Source organism: Lysinibacillus fusiformis, from assembly GCF_002845985.1.
GTDB classification, from domain to species: Bacteria; Bacillota; Bacilli; order Bacillales_A; family Planococcaceae; genus Lysinibacillus; species Lysinibacillus fusiformis_D.
Map to the genome: position 1 here is coordinate 63,594 of NZ_PDFK01000008.1, position 20,823 is coordinate 84,416.

Annotated in this window: 21 protein-coding genes; 10 read left to right on the forward strand and 11 right to left on the reverse strand. The window is 38.0% G+C overall.

From position 1 onward, the window contains the following. Positions 1 to 126 precede the first annotated feature (126 nt). Complete coding sequence (locus tag CRI88_RS19240) at positions 127 to 813, forward strand: adenine nucleotide alpha hydrolase family protein (RefSeq protein WP_036125087.1); 687 nt, start codon at positions 127 to 129, stop codon at positions 811 to 813. Between the two features lie 33 nt (positions 814 to 846). Here the strand turns inward: CRI88_RS19240 and CRI88_RS19245 are convergent, their stop codons facing one another. Continuing rightward, positions 847 to 2,052: an MFS transporter gene (locus tag CRI88_RS19245; protein ID WP_036125084.1), complete on the reverse strand. Its 1,206-nt coding sequence runs from the start codon at positions 2,050 to 2,052 to the stop codon at positions 847 to 849. Positions 2,053 to 2,154: 102 nt separating this feature from the next. On the opposite strand from CRI88_RS19245, the gene CRI88_RS19250 reads away from it, so the two are divergent. Continuing rightward, positions 2,155 to 2,874 (forward strand): DUF421 domain-containing protein, encoded by a 720-nt coding sequence (locus CRI88_RS19250; protein ID WP_080717103.1) that lies wholly within the window; start codon positions 2,155 to 2,157, stop codon positions 2,872 to 2,874. Positions 2,875 to 2,894: 20 nt separating this feature from the next. Here the strand turns inward: CRI88_RS19250 and CRI88_RS19255 are convergent, their stop codons facing one another. After that, positions 2,895 to 3,599 (reverse strand): CBS domain-containing protein, encoded by a 705-nt coding sequence (locus CRI88_RS19255; protein WP_036125082.1) that lies wholly within the window; start codon positions 3,597 to 3,599, stop codon positions 2,895 to 2,897. Positions 3,600 to 3,803: 204 nt separating this feature from the next. On the opposite strand from CRI88_RS19255, the gene CRI88_RS23050 reads away from it, so the two are divergent. Beyond that, positions 3,804 to 3,992 carry a MerR family transcriptional regulator gene (locus CRI88_RS23050; RefSeq protein ID WP_058843770.1) on the forward strand — a complete coding sequence of 63 codons (189 nt, stop codon included), beginning with the start codon at positions 3,804 to 3,806 and terminating at the stop codon, positions 3,990 to 3,992. A 450-nt stretch (positions 3,993 to 4,442) separates the two neighbouring features. On the opposite strand, the gene CRI88_RS19270 is transcribed toward CRI88_RS23050, so the two are convergent. The 5 genes from CRI88_RS19270 to CRI88_RS19290 form a co-directional block, all read right to left on the reverse strand. Next, on the reverse strand, positions 4,443 to 5,225 hold the full coding sequence (locus tag CRI88_RS19270) for an ABC transporter permease (protein WP_036125077.1): 783 nt from the start codon (positions 5,223 to 5,225) through the stop codon (positions 4,443 to 4,445). Next, positions 5,222 to 6,106 (reverse strand): ABC transporter ATP-binding protein, encoded by an 885-nt coding sequence (locus CRI88_RS19275; RefSeq protein WP_036125076.1) that lies wholly within the window; start codon positions 6,104 to 6,106, stop codon positions 5,222 to 5,224. The genes CRI88_RS19270 and CRI88_RS19275 overlap by 4 nt, the downstream gene beginning before the upstream one ends. Next, the gene (locus tag CRI88_RS19280) at positions 6,103 to 6,306 is read right to left on the reverse strand and encodes a PLDc N-terminal domain-containing protein (RefSeq protein WP_004233126.1); all 204 of its coding nucleotides are present in this window, start codon (positions 6,304 to 6,306) and stop codon (positions 6,103 to 6,105) included. Before CRI88_RS19280 ends, CRI88_RS19275 begins: the two co-directional genes overlap by 4 nt. 110 nt (positions 6,307 to 6,416) lie before the next feature. Continuing rightward, positions 6,417 to 6,848 carry a protein-tyrosine phosphatase family protein gene (locus CRI88_RS19285; RefSeq protein ID WP_058843787.1) on the reverse strand — a complete coding sequence of 144 codons (432 nt, stop codon included), beginning with the start codon at positions 6,846 to 6,848 and terminating at the stop codon, positions 6,417 to 6,419. 20 nt (positions 6,849 to 6,868) lie between these two features. Then, entirely contained in the window at positions 6,869 to 7,816 is a 948-nt protein-coding gene (locus tag CRI88_RS19290; protein WP_058843771.1) for a carbohydrate kinase family protein, read from the reverse strand. A gap of 338 nt (positions 7,817 to 8,154) precedes the next feature. Between CRI88_RS19290 and CRI88_RS19295 the strand changes: the two genes are divergently transcribed. From CRI88_RS19295 to CRI88_RS19325, 7 genes are all read left to right on the forward strand, one after another. Further along, a complete protein-coding gene (locus tag CRI88_RS19295) occupies positions 8,155 to 8,718 on the forward strand; it encodes a GNAT family N-acetyltransferase (RefSeq protein ID WP_036124951.1) in 564 nt (187 codons plus the stop codon). 18 nt (positions 8,719 to 8,736) lie between these two features. Continuing rightward, the gene (locus CRI88_RS19300) at positions 8,737 to 9,651 is read left to right on the forward strand and encodes an EamA family transporter (RefSeq protein WP_036124953.1); all 915 of its coding nucleotides are present in this window, start codon (positions 8,737 to 8,739) and stop codon (positions 9,649 to 9,651) included. Between the two features lie 199 nt (positions 9,652 to 9,850). After that, positions 9,851 to 10,957 carry an extracellular solute-binding protein gene (locus CRI88_RS19305; protein WP_036124955.1) on the forward strand — a complete coding sequence of 369 codons (1,107 nt, stop codon included), beginning with the start codon at positions 9,851 to 9,853 and terminating at the stop codon, positions 10,955 to 10,957. An 83-nt stretch (positions 10,958 to 11,040) separates the two neighbouring features. Next, positions 11,041 to 12,111 (forward strand): ABC transporter ATP-binding protein, encoded by a 1,071-nt coding sequence (locus tag CRI88_RS19310; RefSeq protein WP_036124956.1) that lies wholly within the window; start codon positions 11,041 to 11,043, stop codon positions 12,109 to 12,111. A 12-nt stretch (positions 12,112 to 12,123) separates the two neighbouring features. After that, a complete protein-coding gene (locus CRI88_RS19315; RefSeq protein ID WP_058843773.1) occupies positions 12,124 to 13,845 on the forward strand; it encodes an ABC transporter permease in 1,722 nt (573 codons plus the stop codon). Between the two features lie 27 nt (positions 13,846 to 13,872). Then, positions 13,873 to 15,387 carry an argininosuccinate lyase gene (gene argH / locus CRI88_RS19320; protein WP_058843774.1) on the forward strand — a complete coding sequence of 505 codons (1,515 nt, stop codon included), beginning with the start codon at positions 13,873 to 13,875 and terminating at the stop codon, positions 15,385 to 15,387. Further along, positions 15,375 to 16,331: an N-acetylglucosamine kinase gene (locus tag CRI88_RS19325; RefSeq protein ID WP_257982958.1), complete on the forward strand. Its 957-nt coding sequence runs from the start codon at positions 15,375 to 15,377 to the stop codon at positions 16,329 to 16,331. The genes argH and CRI88_RS19325 overlap by 13 nt, the downstream gene beginning before the upstream one ends. Positions 16,332 to 16,782: 451 nt before the next feature. Here the strand turns inward: CRI88_RS19325 and CRI88_RS19330 are convergent, their stop codons facing one another. The 4 genes from CRI88_RS19330 to CRI88_RS19345 all read right to left on the reverse strand — a co-directional run bounded on the left by CRI88_RS19330 (position 16,783) and on the right by CRI88_RS19345 (position 20,623). Continuing rightward, positions 16,783 to 18,078, reverse strand: coding sequence for a transglutaminase domain-containing protein (locus tag CRI88_RS19330; protein ID WP_058843776.1), 1,296 nt, complete (start codon positions 18,076 to 18,078; stop codon positions 16,783 to 16,785). Positions 18,079 to 18,177: 99 nt separating this feature from the next. Continuing rightward, the gene (locus tag CRI88_RS19335; RefSeq protein ID WP_058843777.1) at positions 18,178 to 19,314 is read right to left on the reverse strand and encodes a transglutaminase domain-containing protein; all 1,137 of its coding nucleotides are present in this window, start codon (positions 19,312 to 19,314) and stop codon (positions 18,178 to 18,180) included. Positions 19,315 to 19,569: 255 nt separating this feature from the next. Further along, entirely contained in the window at positions 19,570 to 19,830 is a 261-nt protein-coding gene (locus tag CRI88_RS19340; protein WP_036125888.1) for a metal-sensitive transcriptional regulator, read from the reverse strand. Positions 19,831 to 19,915: 85 nt separating this feature from the next. After that, positions 19,916 to 20,623, reverse strand: coding sequence for a glycosyltransferase family 2 protein (locus CRI88_RS19345; RefSeq protein WP_058843778.1), 708 nt, complete (start codon positions 20,621 to 20,623; stop codon positions 19,916 to 19,918). Positions 20,624 to 20,823: the final 200 nt, after the last annotated feature.

Here is a 20,823-nt window from a genome sequence, read left to right on the forward strand (position 1 = left end):
TTAAGTATACAATATAAATGAGCATAATGCACTGTAACAGCATCAATTTTAGCTGTTTTAGGATAATTTTTTCGATACAACAGTGAAATTAACAAAATACCAACAGATAAGAGGTGTACATTTTTTATGAAGCATGTAAAAGGGCGTTTGGATGAAAGTATATTAGTTTGTGTTTACTACGGCTTAAATGGCGAACGTTTAATACGTCGTGGTCATAAGATGGCCACAATGCTAGATTGTCCACTCTATATTCTTTCAGTCGATTCGCAACCCCTTGATGCATTTGACGCAGAAAAATCTAGTTATATAGAGCAATGGAAGAAGCTATCAGATGAACTTGAGGTTGAAAAATTCATTTTGCAAGATAATGAAAAACGCCCCATTCAAAAAGTTATTGCAGAAGTCGCAAAGAGTTATGGTATTTCACAAATTATCGTAGGGCAAAGCGCACAAAGTCGTTGGGAGGAAATCACTAAAGGTTCTTTCCTAAACGTACTGTTAAAAGAAGTTCCTTTTGTAGACTTTCATATTGTGGCTGTTCAACGTCCAACAGACGATGATGCAAATGAAACATATGAAAAAGGAGTACGTGCTTACTTAATTAAAGAGCAGGATCACTTTAAAGTAGCATTTACTTGCCCTAAATATGTATCCATCGAAGGTATATTTTTCAAGGAAATTGGCACGGACTTTGACAATGGCATCTTTAAATTTACTTACAATGATAAAATGCATGAAGTTCATATTTCAGAGGGCTACGTGATCGATCAAGAGAAGTTGCCAGCAGAATTTTTAGCTCCATTAAGACAATAAAAAGACGCGTACCTCATAAAGAGGACGCGTTTTTTAAACTGCAGTGGATGCTGGTTTATCCTTCGGTAAAAAGAAGGCAATCAACAATAATAACGGTAATAAGGAAACGACCATCATAGTAAAATCAATCCCTTTATGATCCATTAAAATGCCGATAACCATCGCACCTATTGCTCCCATACCAAAGGCAAAGCCCGTTGTTAAGCCAGCCATTGTACCAATTTTTGTTGGTACTAGCTCTTGAGCATAGACTACCGTTACGGAGAAGCTAATCATGATCAATGTACCGATAATGACTAAAAATATCATAGCGGCCCATAATGGTACATAGGGCAATGCTAAACAAAATGGCATTGGCACTACCACAGAAAGAATAATGACATTCTTTCTACCAATACGATCTGATAAAGAGCCTCCGAAAAATGTACCTACTACCCCGAATGCCATGAAGGTGAATATTAATATTTGTCCTAGTCGCAGGCTGACATCATAGTGATCCATCAAATAAAACACATAAAAGCTTGTTATATTTGTTGTATAAAATGATCGTGCAAAAATAATTGTAAATAATAATGTTAACGCAATTCCTACTTGTTTCTTTGTTAAAGGAGGCAATGTTGAGATTAGTACACGTTTTTTCTTCGCTATACGCTCTTGCTCCAATTGTTTTTTATACCATGTAGCTATTTTACTCAATAAAATGATACCGAACGTTGCAACGACTAATACGATTGCAGCACCACGCTGCCCGAAAATATCAAAGATGTACGCACTAATTAACGGTGCAAGAGCTTGTCCTGAATTTCCTCCTACTTGATAGATAGACTGAGCAAGTCCTCTTTTAGAACCAGCTGCCATAAATGAAACTCGCGATCCCTCAGGGTGAAATATAGCTGAACCAAAGCCGATAAATAATACCGCAATAATAATAATCCAATACTGTGTTGTAAACGCGATAATGGCGATACCTATAAAAGAACTAATCATACCTATTGGTAAAGCATAGGGCATTGGTTTTTTATCACTGATAAAGCCTACAGCAGGCTGTAATGCAGAAGCAAATATGTTTAAAACAAAAGAAATCATACCAATTTGTGTAAAGGTCAAACCTAATTCACTCTTAAATATCGGAAACATCGCTGGGATAACAGCTTGCATCGTATCATTGATAAGGTGAGCAACACCGATTGCAACCATAATTGGATAGATTGGATTTGTTAAATTTAATTGTTTATTCATGTTGCCACCTCGCTCATATTTTGTTTATACAGGATTGTCGCATACTATCGACCATTTTGCACAAGCTATAGTTCGACAGCTGTAAAAGGAGTTGATATATGCATGGAAAGCTTTATTCATGCTCACTTTTGGGAAATGATTCTTCGAACAACACTTTCGTTTTTTGCATTACTCATTCTGGCACGTATACTTGGGAAAAAACAATTGGGCCAGTTAACATTCTTCCACTATATTACAGGTATTACATTTGGTTCGATTGCTTCAGAAATAGCCTCACAGGAAGAAACACCTTTTTTAGATGGTATGATATCCCTCGTTTGGTGGAGTGCTTTAACTTATTTGATGACCGTCATTACCATTAAATCTAAAAAGGCTCGTGTTCTCATCGATGATAAACCTACCATCGTTATTCAAAAGGGGCTTATATTAGAATCAGCTCTACAAAAAAATCGTCTTCATTTAGATGAGCTAACAATGATGCTACGTGAACAAGCCATTTTCTCTGTACAGGATGTTGAATATGCTATGTTAGAAACAAATGGTAAACTCAGTGTTTTACAAAAAACTTCTGAGCAAGTGGCTACGAAGCAAGATGTGAAAGCGGATGTATCACCACCTACTTATCTGCCTACGGAAGTCATTTCGGATGGTCAACTTATTACAGAAAATATAGTTGAGCTTGAGCTAACAGAAGATTGGGTATTGAAAAAATTGAAAAAACAAAATGTGCAATCAGTAGAAGAAGTTTATTTTGCTCAAGTCCAAACAAATGGATCCTTATACATTAGCCTAAAAGACAAATCGAGACATTCAAGCCCGTAATTGTTTGTCTCGTCTCTTTGTTAGTCGATCTTTACTATATCTAATGGTGTAATGATACCTAGTAATTTTTGATGTGGTTCGCCATGCTCTGTTATTAGTAAGGCCTCGAAGCGCCTTCCCCTTTCGACCCCTTGTTTAAAAATCTCCTCAGCCTCATAGATCGTTAAAGATCTGCTGACAAATTTGTAATTTACTCTATTTTTCTCATGCATTAAAATATCATGCAACGTAGGAATCCTTTTTGGTAGATGGTCACCACCCATTTTTGAAGCAAGCCAATTGGTAATTCCTACTGTCGTGATAAGCCCTTTAAATTGCTTATTATAATAAACTGGGAACTGCGTAAATTTGCGTTGGCGTATCACTTTTAGTACATGTTTCAATGAATCGTTTTCCTGAAAAACCAGTACTCTTTTACGGAACATTTGTCCCACAAGCGTTGGCTTAGCAAGGGTAGCATCTATGTATTCAATTCTTTCTACAACATCGGTATGTGGTTCTGCAATGACATAATGTAAGGAAGTACGGTGATGCACAATAGCATTACGTAAGTCGGCATATGAGCGTAAATCATCCTCATATTTCTTCACCAAGACATCCTTTTTCTTTGCTTGATCAATCAGTCTATAAAAAGCCATAAAATCCTTGGCTCCTACAATATCTCGTAATCTATGATCTATTCGATTAAACGCTGTCAGGAAACGATCGGAGTTTTCAGTCCCCACTTTTCTTGTACCTTCTTTCTCTATTCATCTATATATTTTCCGAGTTATTTGACAAATTTCGAGTTACACACCCATTATATTCCTAAGTTATAGAGATTCCAAGAATGTAGTTTTTAAATATAGAAATGAATTAACAATTCCCCCTTGAAAGTGACGTAATGTTATTTTATATACTAGCTGTAACAGAGAGGGGTATTAGTTATTTTGCTGACGATTCACCATGTTTCCAAGCAAACTGGCTTACTGTTCGCACATTATGAGGAGATTGAACTGTTACTTCCAACAGTAAAGGCGGAGGATGGACAGAGGATTTACGGTGAAAATGCCCCTACAAATCGTATTTTTAAAGGCATGAGGATTCAAATTAAAAGAAATTCAAACTCTACTAAATAATTCATGGGCGTGGCAAACAAGTTAACTTTTATAGCGGAGGAACAAAAGAAATGACAACAGATGGAGAGTGCCATACTTGGATTAAAGAACGCTTCGGCTATTGAGGGAGGGCTAACAGAGTCCCTTATCCAGAAATTCATCCAGCTTTCGAATCCATAACAAGATAAAAAGCAAGCTTTCCGACAGCAAATTTTTGTAGCTGCCGAAATAGATCTCATTAACTTAGTGGTTACACAAGGAATCATTCTACTTGTTTTACATCTTTTATTCTGTGGATTTATGAATCAACCCTTAAGAAAAATTCAAACACTTTTTGATCAAAGTATAAGTTCTGCTCTTTCTTGGATTATGTTTTTTGTCGGGCTGATACTGCTTATAAATCGTGGGATGATTTAAAAATAAAAAACGGTAAAAACTCATCGCAAACTGGTTTTTACCGTTTTATCTTTTTTAGATTTTTGCCATAGACGCATTTCTTTTCATCATCGCGATCCCAATGCTAATACAGATAATTGTTAATGCCACAGTGATTATTAGGCTCCACCAATAGTCTGACATGTCCATTGCTCCTCGTACTAGCAAAATTCCATAGCTCGCTAGTTTCCAAGGAGATATTGTCCAAAAGATTCCCACTATCATATCTACGATTTGCCCTACAAAGATCACCGTAAATGCACATGTAGTAGCTATAACCGTTTTAAAACTAGCACTCATCAGTAATGAGACAGCTATTACAAATAACAGCCAAATATAGTACGTACAAAAACTAATTAGTAGTGCTCCAATGTCCAAAGTTCCATATAATATGCTTGTGTAATATACACTTGCAGCAAAGCCAGCTAAAATACTTACAAAACAAACTGTGCCTATAACAATAAACTTACTCATAAAGTAGGCGCCATATGAAATGGGCCGTGCATATAAGAGGGTAGCCATGCCACTTGCTCGTTCTTTACTAATAGCCCCTACAAATGAAGCCATCATCACCAGTAAGCCTATTGTTTGAAACTGTCCAATAGAAGCTTGGAGTAAATCAACTGGCACTAATTCTGGCATTAGCATTTCAAAGCCCTCAGGTACATTCCCAACAGCATTTAATATATCCATCATATAATAGTTTGTTAGTGGATCACTCATTCCAAGCAAAGCAAACACGAGAGGTATCCATAAAAATTTCCAGCTCCGCCATGCTTCTCTATATTCCTTTTGCAGAAGTACTTTGAATCCACTCATGCTTTTTTCGCCACCTTCATGAAAATTTCTTCCAGAGATGCTGTTTGTCGCTCCACTTTTCGGATGGTATAAGGACATGCACTTAAACGTTGTAGCAGCTCCTTCATCGTTGGCTCCTCATTCACAACCTCAATATACACATAACAACCGATTATAGTATAGGATGGATCCGCAAAAAGCTTCGCCTCTTCTTCACTGCCAAATTCAATTACATAGTTTTGCTCATCAAAACGTTGCCGTACCTCACGTAATGTACCCTGTTCCACTAGTTTTCCATTTTGCAAAAATAATAGCTGGTCTGTCATTTCTTCCGCATCATTTAAAATATGCGTTGAATATAAAATGGTTGTCTCTTGTTGTAAACCTTTTAATAAATCGAGCACTTCTCTGCGTCCAACGGGATCTAACGCTGAAACTGGTTCATCTAATAGCAGTAATTTAGGCTTATGCACAATTGCCTGGGAAATACCAAGACGTTGCTTCATTCCCCCAGAAAAAGTGGCTATTTTTTTATGTAGCGCATCCCCCAACCCTACGAACTCTAATGTTTTTTGTGCTTCTAATTTAGCTTTTTTGGCTGCTACACCATTCAACCTAGCAGCCATTTCTGTAAACTCTAATGCACTTAGCCAAGGATGAAACTGCGGATACTGAGGTAAAAACCCTATATTCGCACGTAAATCTCCATTTAACATCCTTACACTTCCAGCAGTCGGTTTTAAGAGCCCTGTTAACATAGATAAAGTTGTTGTCTTGCCAGCTCCATTTGGTCCAATTAAAGCTGTTGAAGTCTTTTCTTCTAACACGAAATGAATATTATCTACAACTGTGTGCTCTGCAAATTGCTTGGTCAAGCCTGTAACTTGAAGTAATGTTGTCATGACTGCTTTCTCCCTACTATAAAGTACGCAATGGACCCTAATAGATTGGCAAATAGAATGATAAATACCCATAAAATTTTAGGACCATTTGTGGCATGGATTTTACGCAGATCAATAAGCGCTACGATCATTAATATAATTTGAACGATGATGAGCGGTGCGATAACCGCCCATGGAACCTTTGCTAATTCCTCCATCATACAGATCACCTCATCATTTGTTATATATTAACTATAACAAATTTGTTCTAATATGTATAGAACAAAATAAAATTTAATAAAAAAGATGCACCCTAATAGGTACATCTTTTTTATTTATATAGTTGTTGCAATGCATCTTCCATTTTTGGGCGAATGGATACTTGTGGACGAGCTTTTTTAACTGCTGCTTCTGCTTCCTCTAATGAATTAACCATTCCCAGCTCCATTAATGCGGCTGCGGCGGCAACACCTGCACGTCCGCCACCACTTCCACAGTGAATATATACTTTTTGCCCGTCCTCGAAGGCTGATGCAATTTCTTTCGCTACTTGTTGAATAGATGATGCTACCTCAATCTCTTCATCTGCAATTGGCAAATGTTTATAAGAATAAGGAACTGTTTGCTGCTCTTGTGTGGAAAGCCCTTGAACACGAACATCTATCACAATATTTACGGATTCTTGTGCAAATGCAGTCTCAGCGTCTTTTGCACCACCAAAGAATAGTCGATCTTCTACTAAAGCATCGTAGTTCTTTTCCATATTCTCCACATCCCACATGTTTATTTTAGTAAATGCTTAATGTCCTCATAATATGGTAGGGCAGTTAATGCACCTGCTTTTGTGGCAGCAAAAGCTCCTAATTTATTGCCGAAGCTTGTACAGCGCACGAGTTCTTCTTGCGTTGTAGGTAAGCCATTATAATGGACATCACATAGTACGCCTGCCATAAATGCATCGCCCGCACCTGTCGTATCTACAGGTACTACCTTCTCCGTCGGCACATGGAGAACCTCACCATTAAGTACAGCATAAGTACCATTTTCTCCTACTGTGATTAAGATAATAGGCACTAAATAGCTATTGAGATGTGCAATGCCCTCTTCTAAGGTAGTTGTCTCTGTCAGAAAGAATAATTCATCATCCGTAACCTTTAAAATATCAACATCCTCAAAAAATGATGTAATCGTCTCTCGACAAATTTCCTCACTGCTCCAACGTAGCGGTCGAATATTGGCATCCATTGCAATAATTGCACCCTTATCCTTTGCCATTTCTACAGCTGCTCGCGTTGTGGCAAGTGCTGTTGGATGGAACATAGTACCTGAACATACTGTTAAAGCCGAAGCATGTTTAAAAGCTGCTTCATTTAGCTGTGATGGTTCCACTTGTAAATCGGGTGTTTCATCAACATAATCTTTAAAAATCCGCTCACACGCTTCTGTAAGATGCACATATACGCCACTTACTCGCTTTGCTGGATTAAATACGGCATAATCCAGTTGTACACCCTCTTGGGCAAGCCCATCTCGCACAAATTGAGAGCCTTCGTCATCCCCTGTAATAGTAATTAATGCCGACGGTGCCCCAATTCGGCTAATACCAGCTGCAACATTTACCGTTGCACCACCCATATATTTAGTAAATGATGTGTTTGTTACATCATCAGCAATATAGTCAATAAAAGCATCTCCATAGACTAATATAAAATCCTTCTCTTGCTTTGTCATGATTGTCCTCCAAAATGTCTAGTCATTATAGATTAACACGAAAATTGTCATTCTATCAATGACGCCGGGGCGTCATTGCGTCCAAATATTTTCGAGCTGACGAGTAGAAGTGAATCTATAACTGTCTGTCTATCCTGTGACAACGGTTGACTGATCTGCATCATACAAGCCTCTTTTCAAAATCTTTGATATCAGCTAGAGCCATTGTTTTAATTTAGTGTTTTGTTGAACACCTGCTGGATTAAGCTAATGGGTTTTACTTTTGTTAGTGGGCTATAAAATTTGAGTCAATCTCTATCTTTGTTATACTTGCCTATAGAAAGGTAGGGATTATCAAGATGAGTATTACAATTCGACAAGCGCAACCACATGATGCCCATGCCGTTGTGCCTCTTATTATCGATGCAATTGGTGAAATTGCTAATCGCTTAACTGGCGAGAAATCAGCTGAAGCTGTTATACAAGAACTGACAATTCTTTTTCAACGTGACGACAATCGACATTCTTATTTAAATACCTTTGTCGCTACTGAAGGAGAGCAAATATTAGGGATTCTCGTTTATTATCACGGTGCACAAGCCGTTCACATGGATGCTAACCTTGTTAAATGGCTAGAAGCAAAAAACGCTACATCCATTGTCATTGATCAAGAAGCACATGAAGATGAGGCATATATCGATACTGTTTGCGTAGCACCAGAAGCACGAGGTAAAGGAATTGGAACATTGCTATTACAATTTGCCGAAGAGCTAACAAAGCAGCGCGGCTATACAAAATTATCATTAAATGTTGAAACCCAAAAAGAAGATGCTCGCCGACTTTATGAGCGTTTGGGCTTTGTTATTACAGAGCCATGGTCCATAATCGATGAGCCATTCCATCACATGGTGAAACAGTTTTAGGAAGTGAAATATTTATATATGAAAACAAATTTTATTTACCCTCTTTTGATTGTCATTGCTTCTAGTAGCTACGGTATATTGTCAACGATTGTCAAAGTAGCTATGCAGCATGGCTTTACAACATCAGAGGCAGTATCAAGTCAGTATATAATCGGCTTTTTACTCGTTGTAGCCATTTTTATTTTTACAGACAGAAAATTACCGAGTCCATCCAAAAAGGGCTTACTTATTTTAATTTGTGCTGGAATTTTTACTGGGACGACAGGAATAGTGTATGGAGAATCTTTAAAATATCTACCCGCTTCTCTTGCGGTAGTCATGCTATTCCAATTTACATGGATTGGTCTGCTAATTGATTGTGCCCTACACAAAAGATTACCCAGTCGTCCTGAAGTAATTTCGATCATTATCTTATTTGCAGGAACTATTTTAGCTGCTGGTGTATTAAATGTAGATTTAAGTGGCATCCCTATCCAAGGGTGGCTATTTGGCTTTGCAGCAGCCTTTACCTTTGCTTGCTTCATTCAATTCAATTCGCGGCCTGTCGAGGGAGTTACTACGACTTCTCGGGTATTAATCGTTTCCTTCGTAGCCCTTATTATGATTAGTATTTTCCTTAGCCCTGAGGTTATTTGGAATGGCCAATTATTCATGCAAGGCTTATGGAAATTTGGACTAGCACTAGGTCTTTTCGGTATCATTTTACCAATTTACTTATTTTCAATCGCTATTCCTAAAGTCGGTGGCGCGCTAGCTTCCATTTTAAGTGCCATCGAATTACCAGTTGCCGTTACAGTTTCGGTTATTGTTCTGCATGAACCTTTAACCGCTGTACAAATCGTAGGGATTATTCTCGTTATTGCTGGTATGATGCTGCCAACCATTATTGCACAACGGCAACAAAAAGACAGCTTATTAGAAGCCCATTCATAAATCGACAAAAAACTCCTTAAAAATGGAATGATTCCTTTTTAAGGAGTTTTTTTGAATTTTGCTGAAATCGCATTGCTTACTGTTAAGTACTTAGCTATGATGAAGGCAAATGTAATTTTTTAATAATTCTAACATTAATCTTATCCTTTCGTATTATACTGCAATATGCAAGTACCTTACTTTATGAAAGGAGAAGATGATGAAAAAAACCCGCATTCTTGGTTTTTTCCTTGTGTTGATGTTTTTAGCTTTAGCTGCTTGTAACGGCAATAATCAGCAAAATTCTACAGATGGTGCAGCAAATAAAGACAAAACATCTGATGGTGATAAAACAGAAGTGGCAGCAACGACACCTTCAGGAAAGCTTGTCATTTACACAGGTCGTGATGAAGAAATGGTGCAAAATGTGATCGATCAGTTTAATGAAAAATACCCAGACATTGAGGTCGAGTTTTTAACGATGGGGGCACAGCAAATTTTAGAGCGCCTCCGCGGTGAAAAGGCCAATCCTCAAGCAGATTTTTGGTGGGGTGGAACGCAATCCGCTCTCATTGTTGGAGCAAATGAAGACTTATTGCATGCTTGGCAGCCTAGCTTTATCGGTGCCATTGATGCCTCACACAAAGATGCAGATGGACGTTGGTTTGGTGAGATGTTGCTACCAGAGGTCATTATGATTAATAGTGATTTACTGACAAAAGAAACAGGGCCTCAGGACTGGGATGACCTATTAGATCCTAAATGGAAGGATCAAATTCTAATTAGAGGTGTGCTTGCGTCAGGTACAATGCGCACAATTTATTCCTCTATGATTGTACGACAGGGAGACGATTCACCTGATAAAGGCTATGAATGGTTATTACAATTAGATGCTAATACAAAGGAGTATACACAAGATCCTAATGCCTTATATTTAAAGCTAACACGACAAGAAGGTAGTGTTTCTTTATGGAATTTGCAAGATATTTTATTAAAGAAATATACGACTGATTATCCTTTTGATTATATTTATCCAAAAAGTGGTGCACCTATTTTAGTAGATGGTGTAGCCGTTGTAAACAATGCGAAAAACTTAGACAATGCAAAACTATTTGTAGAGTTCTTATTTGAAAAAGAAATGGTGACACAATTGGCGAACGATTATTATCAAATTCCTACACGTTCTGATATCGATAAGGCTTCCATGCCAGAATGGTATCAGGAATTAGATTTAAAAACGTTCGATATTGATTGGCAGCTAATGTCTGACAAAGAAGCTGAATGGATGGAATATTGGGATAACAATGTAAAAGGGCGCGGCAAATAATAAAATAGGTAAAAATTCGGCATGTGCTGCGAATTTTTACCTTCCTGTATCATCTGCATTCTTTGTTAGAGAGGAGTTTATGATTGAGAAGTGTCAAAATTGAAAATGTCTCAAAGCAATTTGGTCAAGTGTATGGCGTGAATGATATAAATCTTGAAATAAAAGCAGGGGAATTTTTTACTTTTCTCGGTCCTAGCGGCTGTGGCAAAACAACCACTTTAAGGATGATTGCAGGCTTTTATTACCCTTCTAAAGGTAAAATTCTTTTTGACGATCGAGATGTCACTCGACTTCAGCCCAATAAACGCAATATCGGTATGGTATTTCAAAATTATGCTCTTTTTCCTCATATGACGGTTGATGAAAATATTGCCTTTGGTTTACAAGTGCGGAAATTTTCAAAGACCGAAATTCAATACAAGGTTGACCGCATTAGAGGACAAGTACATCTAGCAGCTTATGGTAACAGAAAAATAAATGAACTATCTGGTGGACAACAACAACGGGTTGCTTTGGCTAGAGCGCTTGTAATTGAGCCAGATATTTTATTACTGGATGAACCTCTATCCAATCTAGATGCTAAATTGCGTGAGGAAACACGTATTGAAATCAAACGAATTCAATCTGAGCTTGGCGTTACAACGATTTACGTTACCCATGATCAGATGGAGGCAATGGCTATGTCGGATCGAATCATGGTCATGGAGAATGGTTTGATCAAGCAAATTGGGACTCCTCAAGAAATTTATCATCAGCCTGAAGATCGTTTTGTAGCTAACTTTATTGGTGAAACCAATTTAATCGAAGGCACTATACAAGCCATTAATGGTGAAAATGTACAAGTGAGAACCTTAAATGGACATCTTTTGACTGGGCGAAAGCAACAAAGCTCCCCCTCTTTAACGCATATGATTGGAGACAAAGTGTTTATTTCTATTCGACCGGAGTCTATTCAACTAGGTACTGGTGATAATACGTTAACAGGAAAAATTACATTTGTTGAATTTACAGGTATTAGCGTCAATTACATTGTAGATTTTACGGCATTTTCACTTAAAGTAATGATTATTAATTCTTATGACCAAATAAAGAAAATCGGTGAAGACATTACAATCAATATGGCTCATGATTCACTGTACTTATTAGGGGAATAGGAGGAAGCCAAAATGGGAAAACAGTCTGTCAATGCCTCTCAGGAAAGCGCGTGGACACGAATTTTTCAATCCAATTGGTTTGTTTATATTTTAATATCGCCATTATTTTTAGTATTGTTCGCCTATGTGGTTTACCCCTTCTATCAAACATTTATCCAAAGTTTTGCTGGTGATGAGGCTTTCTTTCACTATAAAAAATTTTTTGATCTGGCGAGCCCAGCAAACTTAGAAGCTTTATGGACCAGTATTTATATTTCGATCATCAGTGTTATTTGCTGTGCAGTCGTTGGGGTTACGATGGCCTTTTTACTGGAGCGCTATAATTTCCCAGGAAGGCGTACACTGTCTATTTTAGTATTAGTTCCTATGGCACTTCCTCCTCTAGTGGGTGTACTTTCTTTTTCATTTTTATATGGCGATAGCGGTATTTTCCCTCGAATCTTTCAGCATCTATTCGGATTAGACCATGTACCGTTTGCATTGAAAGGCATTTGGGGAGTTATCGTCGTTCATACCTTCACGATGTATACGTACTTCTACTTAACAGCTTCAGCTGCTATTAAGGGGCTCGATCCTGCTTTAGAAGAGGCTGCAACCAGTCTAGGTGCAGGGCGTATTCGCGTATGGACAAAGGTTATTCTACCAATGCTGACACCTTCCATTGTCGCCTCGTCCTTATTAGTGTTTATGATCTCAATGGCTTCCTATACAGCACCTTTAATGTTTGGTGTAGAGCGCACCATGACGATGCAAATATATTTATCACGTACAAATGGCAATCTTGAGATGGCTGCAACACAGTCGATGATTTTATCCTTTGTATCTATTACCTTTTTAATCATCATGCGTTGGTATCAGAATCAGCGAAATTATCAAAATCTCAGTAAGGGTATCAGTGTTCATCGTTCCGAGGTATCCTCTAAAAAAATTAAAGTTATGGCAACAATCGCATCCTTTGTTGGGACATTCATATTAATATTGCCGATATTAGTTTTGATATTGATATCTTTTTCTGTTGATGGTGCTTGGAAAACGCAAATTCTCCCGACCGACTATACGATCGATCATTATATTGCTCTTTTTACTGATGAGCGTACATGGCGGCCTATTTGGAATTCCATTCAAATGGGTGTCATAGCAACAATCGGCAATATCATTTTTGGTGTCGCTGCTGCTTATGCTATGGTTCGGTTAAACTTTAAAGGGAAAACATTGCTCGATATTTTGATTATGGTACCTTGGGCTTTACCTGGTACTGTTGTAGCGGTTAATTTAATCGCTGCCTTTAGTACAGAAAGTATTTTTAGTTTCAATCAAGTATTGATCGGTACATTTTGGATTTTGCCATTAGCGTATTTTATTCGACATTTACCACTTGTTTTTCGATCTACTTCCGCCTCTCTTGTACAACTAGATCAATCGATTGAAGAGGCTTCACGTGGCTTAGGCGCCAATTGGTGGTATACATTTAGACGGATTGTCGTACCGTTAACATTCACCGGAATTTTAGCAGGGACACTCTTAGCTCTCGTGCAAAGCTTTGGTGAGTTTGTTGCATCCATTCTAATATACAGTACATCCACTATTCCATTGTCTGTAGCGATATTCCAAAAATTATATGCATTTAAATTTGGGACCGCCTGTGCTTATGGTGTCTTACAAATTTGCTTAATTTTAGTTGTTCTTATTATTTCTGAAAAACTATCAAAAGGCAGTGCTGGTACAGCCATCTAGCTGCCAATCTATTAGGGGGCCATTACAATGTTTGAAGATTTTCGCAACAAAACGCAGCGGGAAGATGGGATGATATTCCCTTCTAACATCTATCGGAAAATTGTCTTACAGCCAGCTTATGATGAAGCGAAGAAAAATTTTTTAACAATCATGCTACAAATTAATATTGCTCATTTAAAAATGTTAGAAGAACAAGGACTCGTAAAAAAAGATGAAGCGAAACAAATTGGGATAGCTCTAAAAAAAATAGATTTAAATTATTATCGTTTAGAGGATTACAGTCCCCAATATGAGGATTTATTTTTCCGCATTGAAAATAAACTAATCGAGCTTGCTGGTGATGTTGCAGGAAATCTTCACATTGGCAGAAGTAGGAATGATATGGGGATCGCCATCTATCGTATGACCTTAAGGAAAAAACTATTATTATTAATGAACGAGTTACTAACATTACGTGATGACTTAATCGCGGCTGCAGAGGAACATATAGATACCATCATGATTGGCTACACGCATACACAGCAGGCTCAGCCCACAACCTTTGCCCATTATTTAAAAGCTGTTATTGACCAGCTTGAGCGTGATTTTGAGCGGATGCAGCATGTCTATAAAACTGTCAATCGCAGTAGTATGGGGGCGGCTGCCTTAACAACGACAGGCTTTAATATTAGTAGAGAACGGATGCGTGATCTACTGGCATTTGATGATATTATCGAAAATGCGTGGGATGCTGTTGCAGGCGCAGATTATATTGCTGAAGCGGCAAGTATTGTACAGCTTGCTGCACTCAATCTCGGCCGTACATCTCAAGATTTTTTATTATGGGCTACCCAGGAATTTAATGCATTCACACTCGCAAGTCCATATGTCCAGATAAGTTCCATAATGCCTCAAAAACGTAACCCTGTTTCCGTAGAGCATACACGTTCATTACTATCTGCGGTTGTTGGAGATGCAAGTACAGTATTACAAATGGTACATAATACACCGTTCGGAGATATCGTCGACACTGAAGATGATATGCAGCCCTATTTATGGCGTGCCATTGACCGTTTAAATGGTATTTACAAGTTATTTGGTTCTCTTGTTGTCACAATGGATGTTAATAAAAAGAAATTAAGAAACCGTGCAGAGAATAGCTTTGCCAATGTTACAGAGCTTGCAGATACATTAGTGCGTTCAGAGGGGATTTCATTCCGCCAAGCACATAGTATTGTTAGCAAATGTATTAAAGTTCTACTTGCCCATGGCGAAGAATCACTAGCAAGCCTTACATGGGGCCTTGCCAATACACAATCTAAATTGATTACGGGAAAGGAATTAGCTATTTCAGAAGAAGACTTTTATAAAACATTAAAGCCAGAATCTTTTGTTGGTGTGCGAACATTGCTAGGTGGCCCAGCTCCAGCCACAATGAAAGCAGCGCTCGAACGTTCAAAAATGAATGCTCAAAACCTTTATGAATGGGTCCGCTTAAAGGAAAATTCTATTATACAAGCGGAAAAGGAATTAACAGCCTTTCTTGAGGAATGGAATCAATGAAGGATTGGTTATTGATTATTGACGGTGGAGCAACAAAAACAGCATGTGCGGTCGTTCATGCTGAATCTGGTGACATTCACTATTCTACAACAATGCAAGGCTCGAATTATCAAGCCATTGGTGTCGAATCAGCTACAGCAAGATTACAAGGACTTTTAGCAAATGTACAAACATTTTTGCAAAAGTACCCCCATTCTCAAATTGCTGTAGCTACCTTTGCGTTAGCTGGCATTGATTCTCCTAAGGATCATGCCACAGTAACGGCCATTGTTCAAAATGCCCTAAAGGCCACACAGCTACAAATCAAGACGCTAATTATTGAAAATGATGCGGAAGCTACACTACTTGGTGTGACTGCTGGACAGGCTGGTGCATTACTCATTGCCGGAACAGGAGCCATCGCCTATGCCTATGACGGGCAACGAATTGTACGTGCAGGAGGTTGGGGACATCGAGCTGGTGATGAGGGAAGTGGATATTGGCTAGGGCAGGAAGTAGTAAGAGCTGTATTTAAAATGGAGGATGGTCGTGGTGAACCAACAATCTTAAAAGAAGCCGTCTATCATTTTTTAAATATACAGGATGTAACAGAGCTTGCGGAATGGTTATTCCATCCATCCTATACGAATGCACAGCTGGCCAAGATGAGCTCATTTGTAGCAAAGGCAGTCGAGCAAGAAGATGCTTGCGCCATGCAAATATCACTACAGGCTGCCTACGAATTAGTTCTTCTAGCAAGCGCTGTATTGAAAAAAATGGGCTATCAGAATGGACCATTTACACTTTATTGTAATGGTGGTGCCATCAAGCATAATCCACTCATTTTAAAGACTTTTACGGAGGAAATCACCTTACTATATCCACAAATTGATATTAAACTTTGTCAGCATCAGCCTATTACTTATTTGATTGAACGTACAAAAAGGGCATATGACTATTTATAAGTCATTGCCCTTTTCATAGTGTAAAAAAACAAAACCATCTATTTTGTGAAAGATGAAGATGGATTTCCGTTGCAGGCTACTTGCTTTCCCGTGGGCTAGCGCCGAGCCGCTTCGTGTTTAGAGTCTCGCGGGAATCGAGTAGCCTTCCGCTCCACCTCACAAAAGATTATCTTTTTAGAAAAAATTCCTAAGTAAAGTGAAGGTGTTCACTACTTATTTATTGAGAGGTGTGTAACTAATCACTTCTCCACATTGAAAATAAGAGCCTATCCTTTCTCTAATTATACAAATATTTTGATCGCTACGGCTAGTATAAAAGAGAAGGAAAAGACACCTTTGCCACATGGATTTAGTGAACTGCCCCCTGGGAAGGACGCTGGCAGAACGGAAATTCCCCCCCGCCTTTCAACATGGCTGTTTGTGCCGTTGACATCACCTTTTTTATGTTAAATTAGAGAGCCATTCTCTTCAATTCATTCGTTGTGAAATAGAGGAAGCCATCCTTCACAAATATATCCTTTGTATCTTCCCTATTTAGTACCTGTTCTCCACTACCGTCTGGACGAATTTTTGTTAAATACGCCCCCCGAGAGTAATTACTAAAGTATAGCCACCCATCCGAGTAAACGATGTATTGTGCACGAGTATTTGTGACACGCTTTATTTTACCTGTCTTTATATCAAGCACATACAACTTATTGTCATCAGAGATATTACTAAAATATAATTGATCGCCAGCCTGTGCTGGGAAGTCTATATCATGATAATAACTATACATTGTGCTTGTTGCCTTTGGATAATCCTCAGCAATCCACGTGTGATCTTTCGCCATTGTACGATCGTCTACTAAAAAGTATTGGTAACGAATGGCACCTTTGCGATCTGGTACTGGATCATTCCATGTCGTATCAAGGTGATACCACTGTCCATCCAGCTTGACCAAATTCCACGCATGTCCCTCTTTGCCGACATAGCCCACGATATATTTTGTTTCAATTCCCAGTTTTTGAAGCATCGAGTGAGCTAGTAAAGCATAGCCCTGACATACTCCCCCATGCTCGGCAAGTACGGTATAGGCACTATGTGGACTAGAATTTGTTTGATCTGTATAGGCAGTATTAGCGACAATATAGTCATTGACTGCTCGTACCTTTTCTACTTCTGTCATAGAGTCTTTACTGATTTTGTTGATGATTTCTTGGACATTCATCTCGACAAAGGCAGCCTGTTCTGGCGTCATTAAATAGCTCTGCTCTCCAAAAATAGTTGCCTTATTTCGCCCATATTCATAACGAATTGAATGCTTACTAACATGACCATAAACATAATCATCTCGTTCAATAGCATTGTTGTAGGCCTCTTCCACAATTTGTTCAATTCGTTGTGTATTACCTTTATATTGAATTTCAAACTTCGGTGAAAAACTACTATAATATGCATACATGGCATCAGCCATCTCTTTGGCATTTGTCACGACTAGCTTCGTTTCTGGTTTCTGAATTGGCGGCGCTTTAGGTGCTACCTCCGCTTCATGTATATCTTCTATAGGTATGGCTGTTTCTATGGAGGCATCGTCTGAAAGTCTAGCAGTAACATCTACGATTTTCTCCTTTGTTGAAAGAAGCATTGTTTCTATTTCGTCATTATTTGTCCAATCCAGCACCTGCTGAACGACTGCCTTACCAGCCATATAAATGGGATCAATAAAAATAATAATAATGGCAATAATAGCTAATTTCTTCCACAAATTCCTCACCTCCAACCGTCTTCTTTTCATTATATACAAAAAAAGCACAAAGAACTCACTTAAGGGTCCAATTGTGCTTGTTAATATTTGTTTGTTGACTTAATTAATTTTAAGTTTATATTCTTTAGTATTCATAGTATACAGCAAATCATTGTCATTGATCTTTAAATTCGTTACTGGCTGCTTAACTAGCACTTCAGCTTTTAATGTTTTCAAATTCAGCTTTGTCAAATACCCACCGTTACTGTAATCACTATAGTATAGATAATCATTAGTTCCAGTAATATACAATGCACGTTTATCTAATACTTTTGTCTTTTTCCCACTAGTCATATCCAGCTTATACAGTTTATCGTTATCTGCCGTATTGCTAAAATAAACAGCATTATTTAACTGATACGCAAAATGAACATTGTGCATATAACTGTATTTTGTGCTTGTAGCAGTAGGATAATCGGCTTTAACCCAAGCGTGATCTTTGTTAAGCTGACTGTCCGTCACTAAAAAATAGTCATATGAAGCAGCACCAACACGATTTGGCAAAGGATCATTCCATGTTGTATCTAAATGATACCATTTTCCATCTACCTTTACTAAATTCCAAGCATGTGCCTCGTTCCCATTCACAAAACCTATAACATATTTTGTCTCTATCCCCGATTGCTCTAACAAGGCTTGTGCAGCTAATGCATAACCTTGACACACAGCTTGTCCTTCAAAAAATAAAGCATAGGCACTATGTGGGCTTGCCTTTGTTTTTGTTCCATACATCGTATTCGATACAATATAATCGTTAATAGCCTTTACTTTTTGGAACTCTGTCATAGAAGGTTTGATAATATTTTTCAGTATTTGATTAATCTTTTTTTGTACAGCTACTTCTTGTGTTTGATTCGTCAGGTACTTCACTTTATACGTTACATTTCCGAGAGAATCTGCAGAAACCGTCATACTTTCGAAATGTCCACTTGCATAAACAGCTTGTTGTTTAGCCTTTTCAAATGCATCCATCATTTCTTTTTTGAAATCACCCATCGGGCCTGTATACGTAAATTTTATTTCCGTCTCGAAATTTCGCATTTGCTTAGCAAGCTCTTTTGTCAATTGATCCCAAGTAACTACTGTTGAGTCAGCTACCACAGGATAAATTGGGGAAGTAATTTCTGTTTGTTTTGCATAGGCAGCAGTCGGGCTTAACATCAATAAAGTTGCTCCACATAACAACCATTTTTTCATCACTAATCACCTTCCCTTTGAATCTTTTGTTACTATTTAGCATAACAAAGAAAGTACCTACTAAGCTATCATACAAGTTCACTAACTAAGACTTTCATCTAAAAATATATCAACACTTACATGATATAAAATACCTAAAAACCAAATATAATTCTCGAATATAACTATTTTTTTGCAAAAAAATAAAACTCACCCCATTTATAGTGAGTTTTATTTGGATTCAGCTACTATTTTTTGTTCCGAAAATCGAGGTAATTATCTACTTTTCACAACCAAATTAACGGCTTCCTGAATGGCTTCATTCATTTTTTCGTCATCACCTTCAGCATTTTGGACACATTCTAATAAGTTTGTACTGACAATAACACCAACTGTACGATCTACAGCAGAGCGTACAGCCGATAGCTGTGTAATGACTGCCTTACAGTCCTTACCTTCCTCCATCATCTTCAAAATACCACGTAGCTGGCCTTCCATCCGTTTCACACGATTTTTCACTTGATCTGAATATTCCATAAACATTGCTCCTTCTTTCTATACTCGCTACGTCCTCATGAGTAATCGTTATTCTTTATCCTAGCTCATTATTTCAAATTTAAACCTAGCCATTCCTTGGTTTTAAATAATTCATCAGCATTCTTGTGATTATAGTGCTTGCATTGGTTATTTCATCGTACTGGATAATTGTATTTTTCTTTAAACGTAATTGCCCAATCTCTACCTCAAAAATTGGACACTTTCTTTTCAGTGCCGCAACTAGCATATTTGTATCATAATCATAGCGTTCGCCTTTCACCTTCATCAGCCAAGGCAACTCATTTATCGATATATATCGCAAACCCGTTTGTGTATCCATTAATTTTCGATGATACAGTAACTCAAAAAATAGGCTTGTTGCACGATTTCCCCAATAAGAAAGAAATGAACTATCGGCAGAATGGAAATTACGTACCCCTAGCACAATACCTTCTGAAAACACCTTTGTCATCGTTAAGACAAGCTTAACATCTTGCAGTGCATGCTGCCCATGTGCCCCCACTGTAAGGACACCATGACACTTTCCTTTTTGCTCTCGGATAAATGCAAAGGCTGTCTTCAATGCACCACCTTTTCCAATATTGCGATCATGCTGCAATACTTGACAACGATCAATTTTATTTAGATCTTCAAAAATATCTTTATATCTTTGATCACTCCCATCATTGACAATGACAATTTGTGTAATGGTCGTTGCTAATAATTGATGTACATAGGTAATGAGTGATTGTTGTGGATTATATGCTGGAATAATAGCTGCAATATTTTTCATTTCGATCCCCCACCTATAGGCTGACGGGCTCTCCGTAGCTACGAATTTCCCTTATATCAAATAGTATCATGTCACAGCAACAATTCAACTGATGAATCCCATTAAAACTTATCAATAATATAGATTTTTCTCCGATATATGTACAAAGAGATTTAGAAGAGGGGCTTTCAACTGGCTCGAAGAAAATTAGACGCAATGAT

Bases quoted from the DNA above. Each gene is read 5' to 3' on its own strand.
- argH (WP_058843774.1), top strand. From the start codon at position 13,873: ATGTTTGAAGATTTTCGCAACAAAACGCAGCGGGAAGATGGGATGATA.
- CRI88_RS19275 (WP_036125076.1), bottom strand. From the start codon at position 6,106: ATGACAACATTACTTCAAGTTACAGGCTTGACCAAGCAATTTGCAGAG.
- CRI88_RS19245 (WP_036125084.1), bottom strand. From the start codon at position 2,052: ATGAATAAACAATTAAATTTAACAAATCCAATCTATCCAATTATGGTT.
- CRI88_RS19270 (WP_036125077.1), bottom strand. From the start codon at position 5,225: ATGAGTGGATTCAAAGTACTTCTGCAAAAGGAATATAGAGAAGCATGG.
- CRI88_RS19315 (WP_058843773.1), top strand. From the start codon at position 12,124: ATGGGAAAACAGTCTGTCAATGCCTCTCAGGAAAGCGCGTGGACACGA.
- CRI88_RS19300 (WP_036124953.1), top strand. From the start codon at position 8,737: ATGAAAACAAATTTTATTTACCCTCTTTTGATTGTCATTGCTTCTAGT.
- CRI88_RS19290 (WP_058843771.1), bottom strand. From the start codon at position 7,816: ATGACAAAGCAAGAGAAGGATTTTATATTAGTCTATGGAGATGCTTTT.
- CRI88_RS19345 (WP_058843778.1), bottom strand. From the start codon at position 20,623: ATGAAAAATATTGCAGCTATTATTCCAGCATATAATCCACAACAATCA.
- CRI88_RS19295 (WP_036124951.1), top strand. From the start codon at position 8,155: ATGAGTATTACAATTCGACAAGCGCAACCACATGATGCCCATGCCGTT.
- CRI88_RS19250 (WP_080717103.1), top strand. From the start codon at position 2,155: ATGGAAAGCTTTATTCATGCTCACTTTTGGGAAATGATTCTTCGAACA.
- CRI88_RS19335 (WP_058843777.1), bottom strand. From the start codon at position 19,314: ATGAAAAAATGGTTGTTATGTGGAGCAACTTTATTGATGTTAAGCCCG.
- CRI88_RS19340 (WP_036125888.1), bottom strand. From the start codon at position 19,830: ATGGAATATTCAGATCAAGTGAAAAATCGTGTGAAACGGATGGAAGGC.
- CRI88_RS19305 (WP_036124955.1), top strand. From the start codon at position 9,851: ATGAAAAAAACCCGCATTCTTGGTTTTTTCCTTGTGTTGATGTTTTTA.
- CRI88_RS19285 (WP_058843787.1), bottom strand. From the start codon at position 6,848: ATGGAAAAGAACTACGATGCTTTAGTAGAAGATCGACTATTCTTTGGT.
- CRI88_RS19325 (WP_257982958.1), top strand. From the start codon at position 15,375: ATGGAATCAATGAAGGATTGGTTATTGATTATTGACGGTGGAGCAACA.
- CRI88_RS19240 (WP_036125087.1), top strand. From the start codon at position 127: ATGAAGCATGTAAAAGGGCGTTTGGATGAAAGTATATTAGTTTGTGTT.
- CRI88_RS19280 (WP_004233126.1), bottom strand. From the start codon at position 6,306: ATGATGGAGGAATTAGCAAAGGTTCCATGGGCGGTTATCGCACCGCTC.